The 15465-nt window shown below is 58.8% G+C and carries 13 protein-coding genes; 5 read left to right on the forward strand and 8 right to left on the reverse strand.

What is annotated here, in order from left to right; genetic code table 11:
- Positions 1–183: 183 nt before the first annotated feature.
- Positions 184–435 (forward strand): helix-turn-helix transcriptional regulator, encoded by a 252-nt coding sequence (locus tag IDH41_RS11390; protein WP_190861096.1) that lies wholly within the window; start codon positions 184–186, stop codon positions 433–435.
- Here IDH41_RS11390 and IDH41_RS11395 read toward each other — a convergent pair.
- Entirely contained in the window at positions 423–1172 is a 750-nt protein-coding gene (locus IDH41_RS11395) for an SDR family NAD(P)-dependent oxidoreductase (RefSeq protein ID WP_190861099.1), read from the reverse strand. The two genes, IDH41_RS11390 and IDH41_RS11395, sit on opposite strands and share 13 nt — an antisense overlap.
- Positions 1173–1534: 362 nt before the next feature.
- On the opposite strand from IDH41_RS11395, the gene IDH41_RS11400 reads away from it, so the two are divergent.
- The gene (locus IDH41_RS11400) at positions 1535–2863 is read left to right on the forward strand and encodes an FAD-dependent oxidoreductase (RefSeq protein ID WP_190861516.1); all 1329 of its coding nucleotides are present in this window, start codon (positions 1535–1537) and stop codon (positions 2861–2863) included.
- 157 nt (positions 2864–3020) lie between these two features.
- Positions 3021–3935 (forward strand): ArsR/SmtB family transcription factor, encoded by a 915-nt coding sequence (locus IDH41_RS11405; RefSeq protein WP_190861100.1) that lies wholly within the window; start codon positions 3021–3023, stop codon positions 3933–3935.
- Between the two features lie 192 nt (positions 3936–4127).
- On the opposite strand, the gene IDH41_RS11410 is transcribed toward IDH41_RS11405, so the two are convergent.
- On the reverse strand, positions 4128–4328 hold the full coding sequence (locus IDH41_RS11410; RefSeq protein WP_190861102.1) for a cation transporter: 201 nt from the start codon (positions 4326–4328) through the stop codon (positions 4128–4130).
- Between the two features lie 502 nt (positions 4329–4830).
- On the opposite strand from IDH41_RS11410, the gene IDH41_RS11415 reads away from it, so the two are divergent.
- Positions 4831–5577, forward strand: a complete 747-nt coding sequence (locus IDH41_RS11415; RefSeq protein WP_190861518.1) for a glycerophosphodiester phosphodiesterase — start codon at positions 4831–4833, stop codon at positions 5575–5577.
- Complete coding sequence (locus tag IDH41_RS11420) at positions 5574–6776, forward strand: SLC45 family MFS transporter (protein WP_190861104.1); 1203 nt, start codon at positions 5574–5576, stop codon at positions 6774–6776. Before IDH41_RS11415 ends, IDH41_RS11420 begins: the two co-directional genes overlap by 4 nt.
- Positions 6777–7698: 922 nt before the next feature.
- Here IDH41_RS11420 and IDH41_RS11425 read toward each other — a convergent pair.
- The 6 genes from IDH41_RS11425 to IDH41_RS11450 form a co-directional block, all read right to left on the reverse strand.
- On the reverse strand, positions 7699–8565 hold the full coding sequence (locus tag IDH41_RS11425; RefSeq protein ID WP_190861106.1) for a YitT family protein: 867 nt from the start codon (positions 8563–8565) through the stop codon (positions 7699–7701).
- Positions 8566–9065: 500 nt separating this feature from the next.
- Positions 9066–10433: an MATE family efflux transporter gene (locus IDH41_RS11430; RefSeq protein ID WP_190861107.1), complete on the reverse strand. Its 1368-nt coding sequence runs from the start codon at positions 10431–10433 to the stop codon at positions 9066–9068.
- 4 nt (positions 10434–10437) lie between these two features.
- Positions 10438–11277: a sugar phosphate isomerase/epimerase family protein gene (locus tag IDH41_RS11435; protein ID WP_190861109.1), complete on the reverse strand. Its 840-nt coding sequence runs from the start codon at positions 11275–11277 to the stop codon at positions 10438–10440.
- 1346 nt (positions 11278–12623) lie between these two features.
- A complete protein-coding gene (locus tag IDH41_RS11440; protein ID WP_190861111.1) occupies positions 12624–13679 on the reverse strand; it encodes an oxidoreductase in 1056 nt (351 codons plus the stop codon).
- 43 nt (positions 13680–13722) lie between these two features.
- Entirely contained in the window at positions 13723–14619 is an 897-nt protein-coding gene (locus IDH41_RS11445) for an AraC family transcriptional regulator (protein WP_190861113.1), read from the reverse strand.
- Between the two features lie 24 nt (positions 14620–14643).
- Positions 14644–15402 (reverse strand): sugar phosphate isomerase/epimerase family protein, encoded by a 759-nt coding sequence (locus IDH41_RS11450; RefSeq protein WP_190861115.1) that lies wholly within the window; start codon positions 15400–15402, stop codon positions 14644–14646.
- Positions 15403–15465 lie beyond the last annotated feature (63 nt).

Here is a 15465-nt window from a genome sequence, read left to right on the forward strand (position 1 = left end):
TGGCGGGTTGGTGGGTTGGCGGGTTGGCGGGTTGGTGGGTTGGTGGGTTGGTGGGTTGGTGGGTTGGTGGGTTGGTGGGTTGGCGGTTGGACTGGTTGGCGGCTTGGCGGGTTGGTGGGTTGGCGGGTTGGCGGGTTGGTGGGTTGGTGGGTTGGTGGGTTGGTGGGTTGGTGGGTTGGTGGGTTGGCGGGCATAACGTTCACGGGGCTGCTGCATAAGGAACGAATCGAGCAAAGCTGCTCCCTGTTGAAGCATACGGGCAAAACGGCGGCCGAAATCGCCCAGCTCGTCGGCATGCCCGACAGGAAGCACTTTCACCGCGTATTCAAGCGGCTGACCGGCATGACGTCAATCGCTTACCGCAAGGAAGCAGACTTGCCCGAGCCGGACGTGGCGCCTAGAGAGGCCCCGGCCGGGACGCCTTATTCGTCGTAAATCATTTTGATCGTCATGCCGCCGTCGACCGTCATATGCGTGCCGGTCACGAAGTCGTTGGCGGGATCGGTCAAATACAGGCATGCCCGGGCGATATCTTCAGGCCTGCCGACCCGCCGAGCGGGATGCTGGGCGTGATCCTCGGGACGCAGCTTCCCGTAATCGCCGGTCTCGATCCAGCCCGGACAGATCGCGTTCACCGTAATCCGGTCGGGACCGAGCGAGACCGCGAGCGCATGCGTCAGCGACAGAATTCCGCCCTTCGACGCGGCGTACGCCTCCGAATTCGGCTCGGACATGACCGCCCTCGTCGAGGAGATATTCACGATCGCGCCGCCTCCTCCCGCCCGCATCAGCTTGGCCGCTTCGCGGGAGCAGAGGAACGCGCCGCGCAAATTCGTGTTCACGACGCCGTCCCACTCCTCGACCGTCAGATCGTACGGGGATTTCCATATGCCGAAGCCGGCGTTGTTGACGAGAATATCGAGGCGCCCCAGCATCGCATCCAAGTCGCGAAACAGCTGCTCGATTTGTTCGGGCTTGCCGATGTCCGCCGCGATCGCCAAGGAATCGCAGCCGGCTTGCTCCAGCAGCCTGCCCGTTTCCTCCAGTCCTTCCTCGTTTCGGTCCGCAAGGACGGGGAGGGCGCCCTGCCCGGCGTACGCCAGCGCAAGCGCTCTTCCGATGCCCGCTCCCGCACCTGTAATGAGCGCGATTTTGTCGGTATGGGTCGACATGATCGAATCCCTCCTCTTCATTGTTCTCCCCTTATATACCTTTATGCGCGGCCGAAGTCAAGCTGCCGGTATCGTTACGTCCGGATCGCCTTACTCGTTGCCTTGATCAGCGGCCCCGCGCATCCCGGAAGGCTTCCCCGACATACCCTAGAACAAAGCAGTCAGAAAATTTGATCAAGTCTTAAATTTGTCACATTTGACCCTTGTCTTTGGACGCCGGAGCGCATATGATAAAAGCAAGAAGGGATTGTGAAATAAATCACATAATAACCTACTATGTGAAAAGTTTCACCTGGTGGAGCGTGATGGAGAAAAGCGATCGCGCCCTGCGCCCAAACCATTTGGAGGCGATCATCATGGCAATGAAAATAACGGTTGTAGGCTGCACGCACGCGGGAACCGCAGCGATTACGCAAATGGCAAAGCTTTATCCGGAAGCCCGGATTACGGTATATGAGCGGAACGACAACATTTCGTTTCTATCGTGCGGCATCGCGCTTCATGTCAGCGGCGTCGTGAAGGACGCCGGACAGTTGTTTTATTCGAATCCCGACCGGCTGGCCGAGCTCGGCGTGCGGACGCATATGAAGCACGACGCGCTGGCGATCGATACCGACGCGAAGACGGTTCGCGTGCGCAATCTGGAAACGGGGGAGGAATTTACCGACGCGTACGACAAGCTCGTCATGACGACCGGCTCGTGGCCGATCATTCCGCAGATGGACGGAATCGGGCTCGAGAACGTCATGCTATGCAAAAACTACAATCATGCGCAGGCCATCATCGAGAAGGCGAAGAAGGCCGACCGGATTGCCGTCATCGGGGCCGGCTACATCGGCATCGAGCTGGTCGAGGCGTTCGAGCAGCTCGGCAAGCGGGTGACGCTGATCGATAACATGGAGCGGATCCTGTACAAATATTTGGACCGCGAGTTCACGGACGTGACCGAACAGACGCTGGCCGAGCGGGGCATCGCGATCGCGACCGGACAGACCGTCACTTCGTTCGAGGGCCGGAACGGGCGCGTCACTCGCGTCATTACGACGGCCGGCGAATACGAAGCCGATCTCGTCGTGCTCTGCATCGGCTTCCGGCCGAACACGGAGCTTCTTGCCGGCCAGGTCGACATGCTGCCGAACGGCGCCATCGTCGTCGACGAATATATGCGAACGAGCAAGGAGGACGTATTCGCCGCGGGTGACAGCTGCGCCGTCCTGTATAACCCGACCGGCAAGCATGCGTATATTCCGCTCGCGACCAACGCCGTCCGAATGGGCACGCTCGTCGCCAAAAACCTGCTGCGGCCGACCGTCAAATACATGGGCACGCAAGGGACGTCGGGCATTAAAATTTACGATTACAACATCGCGTCGACCGGCATGACCGAAACGGCCGCGCTTGCCGCGGGCATGAATGTGAAAAATGTCACAATCACGGACAATTACCGGCCCGAATTTATGCCGACCTACGAGCAGGTTTTGCTGAAAGTCGTCTACGAGGCGGACGGCCGCCGTATCGTCGGCGCCCAGGTGCTCTCGAAGGCGGACCTGACGCAAGCGATCAACACGCTGTCGGTCTGCATCCAGAACGGCATGACGATGGACGAACTGAGCTACGTCGACTTCTTCTTCCAGCCGCATTACAACAAGCCGTGGAACTTGCTGAACCAAGCCGGCTTGCAGGCGATTTAACTTAAATCCCTCAAGAACAAACTCCTTTTCGATCCGGATGGATCGGCTGGCGCCTCCAGTCGGTCACCGCGAATCGGAAGGGAGTTTGCCGCGTATTTGTCAATACATTTGATTCCATATAAAATAAGGGAATGATCAGCAGAGCGGAGTGAAACCAATGAAGATCGATCTTTCCGAATCGCATTTGCCCGTATACGAAGCGCTGGCCAGCGATGTCAGGCTCAAAATCATCCACCTTCTGGCCCGGCAGGACATGAATATCAAGGATCTTGCCCAAGCGCTCGAGCTTAGCAGCCCCATCATGACGATGCACGTGAAAAAGCTGGAGAAAGCCGGCCTGATCAGCTCCGAGATGGTATCCGGCGGCGCCGGCACGAAGAAGATGTGCAAGCTCGTTACCGACCGCATCGAAATCGACTTTCCTACCCGCAGCCGTCCGGCGTTCCGCGCCTATCACGAATCGATCGTATCCGTCGGCCATTATACCGACTTCGAGATCGAGCCGACCTGCGGGCTCGCCACGACGTCGAAGGTCATCGGCATGTTCGACGAGCCGCGGTTTTTCCTCGACCCGGAGCGGATGAACGCCAAAATTTTATGGTTCGGCAGCGGCTATATCGAATACAAAATCGCGAACTTCCTGCTGAAGAGCGAGAAGCCGGCCGAGCTCGAAATCTCGTTTGAAATTTCGTCCGAGGCGCCGCTAGCCAACGACAATTGGCCCTCCGACATTACATTCTACCTCAACGACACGAAGATCGGAATGTGGACGAGCCCCGGCGACTTCGGCGGCAAGCGCGGCAAATTCACGCCCGAATGGTGGCGGGACGATATCAATCAATACGGCCTGCTGAAGGTGCTCAAAATCACGCCCGACGGCACGTACATCGACGGCCGCCGCATTTCCCGCGTGACGCTGGACGACGTCGGGATAGGGAACAAGCAATTGAAATTCCGGATCGCCGTGGAGCCGGATGCCGAGCATGTCGGCGGCGTAACCTTATTCGGCGCGGGATTCGGCAATTACAACCAGGATATCGTATTCAAGCTCTATTACGAGCGGATCGAGTAATCGCGGGCGCGAGCGCACGCTTTTTTTCTATACGCTTATTCGAGCGCGCAAGCGTAAACGGCCGACGCTACGCACGAACCGCTAGCTGCATCTTGCGCAGCTCGGTTCTGTGCCGTCCGTTGGCGTCATAAGCTCGTTATTCCTATCTTCGAGCATCCCGCGTCGCGCACGACGGGTGAAATGCCGCATTCCTTATACGACGTCGTAGCCTTGCTCTTCGATCGCCGCTTTGACCGCGCCCAGCGACACCTTCTTCTCGTCGTACTCCACGCTAACCTTCTTGCCCGCCAGATCGACCTTGCCGGTCGCGCCGGCATCGCTCACCGCTTTCTCTACCGAAGCGGCACAATGGCCGCAGGTCATTCCTTCCACCTTCAATACCGTGTTCGCCATTCGTTTATCCCGCCTTTCTTTTATTAACCTATACCACCATGGGGTATATAATGACAACCCGATCATAACATACCCCCTGGGGGTATGTAAAGATTCTCTTCCCGCAATCCGTCCGGAGCGCTTTCCTTACGGTTGTCATTATGCTACTATCCAAGTAGTCAAGTGCAGAAACGACCAATACATAATAGATGGTATGGTACATATGGATTATTATGCGCATGTCAAATGGTCTATGGACGTCGTCCCCGGGAAAGCATCGATAACCGCCGTGTTATCGTCCGGTCTCCATGCGCCGTACGGTTATCGGCCAGATGGTGTTCGTCTCGCTCAACTTCATTTTCATGCTGGCGACGTTCGTCTTGATCCATTACCGCTTCGCATAAAGATCAGGCGGGCTTCGTTGCCCGGCAAGCGTCATGAATAACGTAACGATAATTTTGTTTTATCAATTGTCCGGTATAGTGGTTTTGATTATTCCGGAAGACGGAGAGGATGGATGGTTATCAAATCGCTCATTAATTTTGCACACCGGGGCGCAAGCGCCTACTGCCCCGAGAACACGATCGCGGCCTTCAAGAAAGCGCTCGAGCTCGGCGCGACGGGCATCGAGACGGATGTCCAGCTTACCAAGGACGGCCGCGTCGTCGTCATTCACGACGAGTCGCTGGCTCGCACGGCCGGCCTGAACCGGCTCGTCAAGGATACCGGGTACGACGAGCTGCAGACGCTCGACGCCGGCGGCTGGTTCGCGCCCGAATTCCGGGGAGAGCGCATCCCAAGCCTGGAGCAGCTGCTTCTGCTTGTCTCGGATACGGGCACGATTGTGAATATCGAGCTTAAGAATGGCTACGTCCAATATCCCGGCCTCGAGCAGAAGGTCATTGACCTCGTGCGCGAGCATCAAATGACCGAACGGGTCGTCATCTCGAGCTTCAATCATTATTCGCTCGCGCTGTGCAAGCAGCTGGCTCCGGAGATCCGCACCGGCATTTTGTACATGGAAGGGCTCTACCGTCCTTGGGATTACGCGATGTCGCTGCATGCGGACGCGCTCCACGCGTTCAAGCCCGCGGTTACGGCGGAGTGGGTGGCGGAGGCGGCCGCGCACGGCATCGACTACCATCCGTTCACGGTCAACGACCGGGAGGAGATGGAGCGTCTCATCGACTGCGGCGTCGCCGGCATCATTACGGACTATCCGGACCGGCTCGCCGAAGCGCTTACGGGGAGAGGAGCAGGATCGGCATGAGAAAAACATGGCTTCTCGGCTTCGGCTTTTTCAGCATCAGTATTACGTGGGCGCTGTATAACGCGTTCGTCCCTTTCTTCCTGGAGAAGTTTCTGACGAGCACGGCGCTCATCGGCTTCATGATGACGATCGATAATTATTTCGCGCTGTTCCTGCAGCCGTGGATCGGAAGCCGCAGCGACCGCACGAGAAGCCGTTTCGGCAAAAGAATGCCCTACCTGCTCCTCGGCATGCCGCTCGCCGCGGTATTCGGTGCGTTAATTCCTTGGCATACCGGTCTGCTGACGCTCGTCCTGTTCATGGTGCTGATGAACCTGTCGATGAGCTTGTACCGCTCGCCGACCGTCGCGCTCATGCCGGACATTACCCCGGAAGGGAAGCGGACGCAGGCGAACGGGGTCATTAATTTCATGGGCGGCATCGGTTCCATTATCGCCTTCGGGGGAGGCGCCTTCCTCTATGAACGGCATATCTCCCTTCCGTTCCTGACCTCTTCGGTTCTGACCTTGATTTGCCTGGCCATTCTTCTGTATGCGATCCGGGAGCGTCGCGACGCCGTTTCGTTCGCGCCCGCCGAGCGGCAAAGCTCCGTTTCGTTCCGCGGCGAGTGGAACCGCCCTACCGTCTTTCTGCTTTGCGCGATCTTCTTCTGGTTTCTCTCGTACCAGGGCGTCGAGGCGTTCTTCACCCTGTACGGCAAAAACCATCTGCAGCTTACGGAAGGCCAGGCTTCCTTCTCCCTGGCGTTCTTCTCGCTCGCGTTCGTGCTCGGCGCCATACCGAGCGGCCTGCTCGGCAAGCGGTTCGGCAAGAAGCGCATCATCGCCATCGGCGTCGCCGGCCTGATCGCGTGCTTCGCCGCGATTTCCTTCATCGACTCGCTTCTGCCGCTGCGCGTCCTGCTCATCGTCGGCGGACTGTTCTGGGCGATGATCAACATCAATTCCTACCCGTTCGTCGTCTCGCTCGGCAAGGAAGAAAGCATCGGCACGCGCACCGGCATTTATTATTTGTTTTCCTCCCTCGCCGCCATCGCATCTCCGCCGCTGATGGGCGGCTTGATCGACCTGTTCGGCTACTCGGCGCTATTCTACGTCGCAACGGGAGGCATGGTCGTCGCGCTGCTGTTCCTGCTCGGCGTCCGCGACAGCGGCATGACGAGGGGCGTCGCCGCCCCGGACGCGAACCGTTCCGCCTAAGCACGAAGAAGGAGGGCCTCGGCCCTCCTTCATTTTCGCATCCGCCGCAACAAAGCGACCAGATCGGCACTTTCCCGCGCTATAGCGTAATGACCCTTCCTTGCTGCGAGTTCCCAAGTCTCTGGTTGACGGCGTTGCCGAAGGGCGCTCTCCCCTGTAAAGGAACATTTGTGCACGTCCTAAACTGGCTCGCCTATGTCGATGGTGCATTCCATAGGTAGAAGATGCTAGTTTCAAAAAATGAAATTAAAGTGTCTCTAACCACCTTCACATTCGATTCAGCTTCAACATTTGAAATTAAACGGAGAAGCGAGAGCTACTCTGGTCTCTTTCAACTGGTTTTGTTTCAAAATTTGAAACTCAAATCCATCTTTCCGTTCTCCTTGCGGTTTTAATTTCAAAAGTTGAAATTGAAACCGTACTCCTTAGGGCCAATTGACGGTCACCTTTTCCTGAACCAACAAATAGGCGCCTTTTGGCCGAAGACCTGCGACATAATCAAGCAAAGAATCACGACTTGCTCCCTCACTTGATGCCCTTCCGAGCCCTGAACGATTACCCTCGCTTCACTGGCCATTCTAGCCCTATCAACTTGCCATCTCCAAAAACCTGCAATTGTGCATCTTTGAGCGTAACCTTCACCTACGATTTATCAATTCCTGCGAAAAAGCAGGTTTTGAAACATTATCCTTCAATTAAGAGGAGGATTGCGTAAAATCACCTGCACGATTGCAGGCTTTCACCGCCTTCACCCGTAATCGCAAGAAAAAGCCTGTACATTAGCAGGCTCCACGCCGGAATCGATTTTCGGGTGCTTCGCGTCGGATCGTTTTTTAAATACCGGCAAGAATCCCAGCCCCCAATTGCGCCGATACAAAAAAATCCGGCACCGCGTCTGTCGACCACGGTCCGGACGATTTCGTTAATGAATGCTGCCCTTGCTGAATCCGCCGCCCATGACGTCGGAGACATGCTCGATCGCGATGAACGCCTTCTCGTCGATGGACTGCACGATCGACTTCAGCTTCGCTAGCTCGAGCCTCGACACGACGCAATAAATGACCTGCGTCTCTTCCTTCGAATAGCCGCCCCGCGCCTGCATGAGCGTCGTCGTCCGTCCGAGACGGTCGATGATCGCTTCCGAAATTTCCTCGTACTCGCTCGAAATGATCGTGACCGACTTCGATTCGTCGAGACCTTCCACCACGATGTCGATCACCTTGATCGCGATGTAATACGTGAACATGGAGTACATCGCCGAATCCCATTCGAACACGAAGCCCGCAATGATGAAGATAACGATGTTGAAAATCATGATGATCTGGCCAACCGGCATCCGGAATTTCTTCGATATGAGAATCGAAACGATTTCCACGCCGTCCAGCGAGCCGCCGAACCGAATCGCGAGTCCGACGCCCGCGCCAAGGATCAGGCCGCCGAACAGTACCGCGAGCAGCTTCTCGTCCGTAAACGCGTGAACGTGATGCAGCAGCGACGTCGTGACGGACATGACGATAATGCCGTACAACGTCGAGATCGCGAAGGTTTTGCCGATTTGCTTGTAGCCGAGAATGAGGAACGGCACGTTCACGATGAACAGGTACAGTCCGAGCGGCAGGGGCGTCAAGTGCGCAAGCATGATCGATACGCCCGCGATGCCGCCGTCGATGACGCTGTTCGGAACGAGGAACAATTCCAAGGCGACGCCCATAAGCACCGATCCGATCGTGATGAAAATAAATCGTTTGAAAATTTCTAAAGATGATAGCTTTTTGTGCGTTTTTGCCAACAGACCAACCTCCGCTTAACCGAATTCATCATTAAATTTTAGCACAAAAAGGGGTCTTTTTCAAAAAAATGACTTTCCGGCGTACGGAAACGGCGGCTTCCGCTTACCGCTTGCGAATGCTTTTCCCATCGCGGTTTCCTCCGAGCCGGTGCGATTCGCGCCCGAATTTCACTCGCGCCGCCTCCTTCCGAACCGCTCCAATCCTTCCGGCGAAGCCGACGATCTCCGCCGCGATTCAGCCCCCTGACCTTGAGCACCGGGCTTTTCCGTCCCGCCGTTCGGCGTTCCTCTATGACAAGTGTTTCAAGCTTCACCTTCCCTACTCGCAAGACGACGGAAAGCCGATTGAATGGAGAACGCTGCGGTGGCGGGGGCTGCGCAAATAAAAAACGGTCCGGAACGCGCGGGGCGTTCCGGACCGTCTGATCAGCCATAATCCGGCTGCATGCATTTGCCTCATTCCTAACGGATATGCCAGCCGGGCTGGGCTACCGCCGGCCTCAAACCGCCGCTTCCTCCTGCCGCTGCACGAGCGCCTTCCGCTGCCATGCCTTGCTGCGCCATCGCAGCAGCAGAATCAGCCCGCGCAGCCACTCGTCCATGATGAACGCCGCCCAGATGCCGAGCAGCCCGTACCCCAGATGGATGCCGAGCAAATACGTCATCGGCACGCTGAACAGCCAGCTCACGGACACGGCCGCGTACATGGCGAACCGGGCGTCGCCCGCCGCGGCGAGCGACCGCTCGATAATAATGTTGAAGTTGCGCCCCGGCTCCAGAAGCAGCCCGAGCAGCAGCAGCGTCGCGCCCATTTGGATAATGGACGCATCGTGCGTGAACAGCTCGAGCAGCGGCACCCTGAGCAGCGCGATGATCGCCGCGGCAGCCAGCGTAATGAGCATGCTCGCGCGCAGATTGCGATACACGGTCCGGTAAGCTTCCTCCCGCTCGCCCGCCCCGATCATGTGGCCGATGATGATCTGTCCGCCCCGGCCGATCGAAATGGCGAGGATCATGACGACGAACACGAGGTTCATCGTATAGATCCGGGTCGTGAGCGCCGCCGTGCCCAATGTCGCGATGAGCGCGGTCGTCACGAACTGGCTCGCGGAATAGGAGCAGTTGTTGACCGACGAAGGCAGCCCGACGCGCAGCACTTTATCGACATGCTCCTTCGTCCAGCGCGTCAGCCGCGCCCACGTCAGCTCGACGCCGGCCACCTTGCGGAGGATGACCAGGTTGATCGCGAGGCCGATCGATTGGGCGAAGGCGGTAGACATGGCAACGCCGGTTACGCCGAGCTTCGGGAAACCGAGCGGGCCGTAAATGACCAGGTAATTGCCGAGCAAATTCAATACATTCATGCCGATCGTAACCATCATCGTGTGCCTCGTATAGCCGTGCGACTGGATGATCGCCGTGACGACCGTCAAGACCCCTTGAATGACGAGCGCGGCTCCGGCAATGCGGAGGAAGCGCAAGCCGATGTCGAATACGGCCGGGTCCAGCTTGAAAATATGCAGCAGCGGAACGCTGAAGCTGACGATCAGCACGCTGAGCAGGACGCCGAACAGAAAGTTGATCGCGACGGATGCCGAAGCCAGACTGCTGATCTCCCGATTCCGCCGCGCCCCGAGGTATTGGGTGATGACGACCGCCGACCCGACGGCAATCACGTTGAACAGAAGCACGGCGAACATAATGATCTGGTTCGCGACGCCGACCGCGGCTACCGCCTCGTCGGACACCTTGCTTAGCATGAACGTGTCGGAGACGCGCAGAAACATCTGCAGCGCCGACTCCACGAAGATCGGCCAAGTCAGCGCAAAAAGCGACAGGCTTGCAGCGGTTCGACTGCCTGAAGCCATCGGTTTAACCGACAGTTTGGACCGAGTAGGCGGCCCTCGCCTTCCCTAGTCCCAGCTTCGCGATATCGAGCGCGGAACGTCCGCCGAAATCTTCGATGAACAGCTCCAGCGACAAGTAACCGTTATAGCCGGCGCCATGCAGCAGCTGCGCGATCCGACCGGACGGCGCGATGCCGTCGCCCGGGAACACTCGGTCCTTGTCGGCGATGTCGGCGCGCGCCGGCTCGGCCGGATAATCGTTAACGTGCACGATGCCGATCCGCTCTCCGTTCAGGAACCCGATCCCTTCGAAATCGCTGCCGCCGGTGTACATGTGGAACGGATCGAGCAGCAGCTTGGCGTCCTTGACGCCGCTATGCATGGCGACGTATACCGCTTCGCTCAGCCGGTTCAGCCTTGCTGCCCTTCCCCAGAACTCGAGGTACGGCTCTACGCCGATGCCTCGCGACAGCTCCGCCAGCTTCGCGAATTGCTCGGCCATGTCGTCGAGCGGCACGTCCGACACGCTGCCGAACGGAGGCGCGGCCGCAGCCGCGCAGCCCAGCTCGGCGAGCATTTCGAGCTCGCGCTTCGCCAGCTCGAATCCTTGGCGGCGGGCCTTCTCGTCCGAATCGGCCCACGCCCAGAAGGCGATCGCGTTCACCGCCGCGATGCCCGAATCCTCGAGCCGGCGCCGAAGCTCCGCGAGCCGGCCGCCCGCTTCCAGGTACGCGTCGATGTCGCGCACCCACAGCTCGATGCCGTCGTAGCCGGCTTCCGCCGCGACGGCGATCTGCTTCTCGACGCCCAGCTTAAAAGGAAACAGCGTCGACGCATTTAGAGACAGCTTGAATGGAAAAGTCATGAACAAACGCCTTCTTTCTCGTTATTTTACGCAATGGATTGAACTAGCCGAGTTTCAACGAGGTACTTCGTGGCTTGGCGCGGCACGCCGAATTTCGCCCAGCGACTTCTCCGCTTGTCGCTCGGCGTGCTGCATGTCATCCAACAGCGCATATCGCTCGGCATGGGATGTTTACCGCCTGCCGCGATGCACCGCATAATGCTCGGCGGACCGCACCGATCTGCATCACATGATATTCAGCGGACCGTGACTCTCTGCATCACATGATGTTCGGCGAACCGCACCGATCTGCACCACATGATATTCAGCGGACCGCGACGCTTACCGTTATTACGCTCTACATCGTTTAACGTTTGACATGGCAAACCCCATACCGCTCTGCACACTACGCCTGCATGCCGTTTGACTGAATTTTATCCATCCAAACGGCCGCCTGCACAGACGCAGAACGTATTAGCATGGAATTTGTCCAATCAAATCGACCGTTATCGGTCTCAGGCATGCCCTCATCGCTTATTTGACTGGACAAACTCCAATCAAACTTACTTCAACCGTCGATGGAAGCCGGTTTGACTGGATAAAATCCACTATACCGCCAAGGCCGCTCCCTATGCACAGTTGGTCGCGCAATTCTACTAAATAAGCTGCTACGCATGCTGCTCATACGACCTCGACATGTAGCTCGGCGCCGTTTGCCTGTATTTTATCCATCCAAACGGCCGCCTGCACAGACGCAAAACGCATTAGCATGGAATTTGTCCAATCAAATCGACCGTTATCGGTCTCAGGCATGCCCTCATCGCATATTTGACTGGACAAACTCCAATCAAACTTACTTCAACCGTCGATGGAAGCCGGTTTGACTGGATAAAATCCACTATACCGCCAAGGCCGCTCCCCATGCAAAGCTGCTCACGCAATACTACTAAGATAAGCTGCTACGCATGCTACTTATACGACCTCCACATGTAGCTCGGCGCCGTTTGACTGGATAAAATCCACTCTGCCGCCCCCCTAGCGCTCCCAATAAACGAACAATCGCCCAGCTTCTGCAGAAAAGACGCGCGTCCATTCGCGCTTCCTCCGCCTTCGCGACCAGCTACGCGCGGCCGCCATACACTGCCGCCGCTACGCTGCTACGTCACCTCTACCGCGCACCTGCGAATCACGCTCCACCGGTTCCGCCAATGCGCCGTCGCCTCTACCGCGCGTTCTGCTGGCCGAGCTCGATCAGGCGCGGCCATGCGCGGCCCCCTCCCCTTCGCGACCAGCTCCGCGCTGCCGCCGCTACACTGTGCTACGTCACCTCTACCGCGCACCTGCGTAGCGCCCTGCCGATTCCGCCGCTACGGCGTCACCTCTACCGCGCGCCGCTCCCGCGCGCTCTGCTGGCCAAGCTCGATCAGGCGCACGGCCATGCGCGCCTCCTCCGGCTTCACGGCCAGCTCCGCCGTGCCGGCGATCGCTCCGGCCACATTGCGGAAGTAGTCCTGATAGGCGCCGAGGAGCGTACGGATCCGGCCGCTGTAGCGAAGGCCGCCGACGTCGGCCTCGAGCGTGCCCCAGCTGCTCTCCGGCTCGGCCCCCCAGCCGGGCGTTCCAGGCGCCAGCCCGGCGATGAGCGCTTTCTCCTGCGGGTCTTCGCCGTATTTCACGAACGAGCCGGCCGTGCCGTGCAGCGTATAGCGCGGACCGGGCACCCTGGCCAGCAGCATCGAGCGAAGCGCCAGGCGCAGGCCGTTCTCGTACGTCAGCGTCACGTCGAACGCGTCGTCGGATACGGCGCCGTCGCGAATCGCGCGGATGTCCGCCTGGATCTGCTTCGGCGTGCCGAAGAGCGACAGCGCCTGGTCGAGGAAATGGACGCCCAGATCGTAATAGACGCCCGTCCCCGGGCCGCCGCTATCGCGCCAGCGCTCCGGATTGGCCGCCGGGCTGAACCTCTCCCAGCGGAATTCGGCGTCCGTCAGCCGGCCAAGCGCGCCCTGCTTGACGAGCCGGCTTACGGTCAGAAAATCGCCGTCCCAGCGGCGGTTATGAAACACGCTGAGCACGAGCCCCTTCTCGCGGGCCAGTCCGATCAGCTCGTCCGCCTCTTCCGTCGTCGTCGTGAACGGCTTCTCGACGATGACATGCTTGCCCGCCAGCAGCGCGGCTTTGGCGAAGGAATAGTGGTCCGTGCTCGGCGTCGTCACGACGACGAGATCGATCGAAGGATCGGCGTAGAGCGTTTCCGTATCCCGGACGATCCGCACCCAAGGATATCTTTCCTTCGCGCTGTCCCCGCTGCGCTGCACGATCGCCGCAAGCTTAAGCTCCGGCACCGCGGCGATGACGGGAGCATGAAAGGTACGGCCCGCGAAGCCGTAACCGATCAGCCCGACGTTGATCGCTTTTTCCATAGCTATCATCCCCTTAGCGTTTCTACCCTCTACATGTATACCGTCATTTCGTCCAACTATTATAAAGAATCCGGTTCGGCGGATACAGCGAATCGCCGTCGCCGATCGGAGCGAGATCCTTGTAAATCGGATTCGAATGCTTCGTCCGGTATTCCGTTGCCGTCATCCCCTTCACCGACTTGAAGACGCGGCTGAAGTAATTCTCGTCCGCGAAGCCGACCGCGTAGGCCACTTCCTTCACGCTGCGCTCCTCGTGGAGCAGCATTTGGCAGGCGCGTTCGATCCGCTTATGAATGATCGCTTCGCGCGGCGTCCGCCCGAGATGCTTCACGAAGGACCGCGAAAAATGCTCGTGCGTCCAGCCCGACGCCTGCGCCAGCCTCTCGACGGACAGCGGCTCGTCCAGATGCTTCTCGATATGATCGAGCGCCTTCGCGAGCTGCGGCGGAATTCGGCTCTGGCGCAGCGCCGGAGGCCCGCCCTCCGTCAGCCCGTTCACTTCGTGCAGCAGGGCGAGCAGCAGCGCGCCGCCCCACGAGTCGACGCGGTCCGGCGCCGCATGCGAGACGAATAAAATTTGCTTCAGCATGCTAAGCGGAAGCTCGCCGCCGCCGGGCACTACCGATGGGCCCCCCGGCTTCAAAATGTCCAAATCGGGCATCACCGTCGCATTCCGCTCGAAGCCGAAATGAAGGAACAAATGCCTCGTCGGCTGCTGCGGGTCGTAGTCGTACTGATGCCGCTCGCCCGGCCTGGTCATGATGAAGCAGGGCTCGCGAAGCGTGTGGGCTTCCTCCTCCACCCGGTATACAGTGCCCGAGCCGTCCGGGAAAAACAGCAGCTCGTAATCGCCGAGAACCCGCGGGCCGAGGCCGGTTCCGGGCTTCTTCACGACATCCCCGGACACGTGAATAACCGGCAGAAACGATTGACCGTGCACCGGAACCGGCCTCCTCCCTCGAAGCTACTGCTCCATGATGCCGAGCTTCTTCAAATTGTCGTAGCTGATCCGCAAGCTTTCGAACGGGTCGCGCCGGCTTTGGTCCTGCTCCACGACGAGCCACCGCACGCCAATCTCCTCCGCGACGCCGGCGATTTCCTTGAAGTCGAGCACGCCCTCGCCGATCTCGGCGAAAAACCGCTCGTCCCCTGCCTCCATGTCCTTAATATGCAGCAGCGGCGCGCGGCCCTTCAGCTTGCGCAGGTAAGCCGCCGGATCCTCCCCGCCCTTCTTGATCCAGTACGTGTCCAGCTCGGTCTGCACCAAGGCCGGGTCGGTCTCGCGCAGCAGGAGGTCAAGCGCGTATTCGCCGCCGAATTTCTCGAACTCCCAGTCATGGTTATGGTAGAGGAACGTAATGCCGCGCTTCCGGAACGCCTCGCCGGCCGCGTTCATTTTTTTCGCCTTCTCCAGCACGTCCTCGCGGGAGGCGAAGCGCAGCGAGATGGCGACGTAGCGTCCGCCGTCCACTTCGTCGAGGTAATCGGCGATCGCGTCGACGTCGAAATCGAGCGTGTCGAAGCCGGCATGCGTGCCGACGACCTTGAGACCGAGCTCGCCGAGCAGCTGCTTCTGCCTGGCGACGGTGATGCCCTGCGGCGGACGGCCCAGCTCAATGCCTTTGTAGCCGATCTCGGCGATTTTGGCCAGGGAGCCCTCATAGTCTTTGGACAGCGCCTCGCGAATCGTGTATGGCTGTACGGCTACCGGGAATGATTTCATGGATGGATTCACCCAACCTTTCGAAAATGATATCGATATATGGCTTGTCTGCTTGACTTCAAT

The organism is Paenibacillus arenilitoris (assembly GCF_014705655.1).
GTDB lineage: Bacteria > Bacillota > Bacilli > Paenibacillales > Paenibacillaceae > Pristimantibacillus > Pristimantibacillus arenilitoris.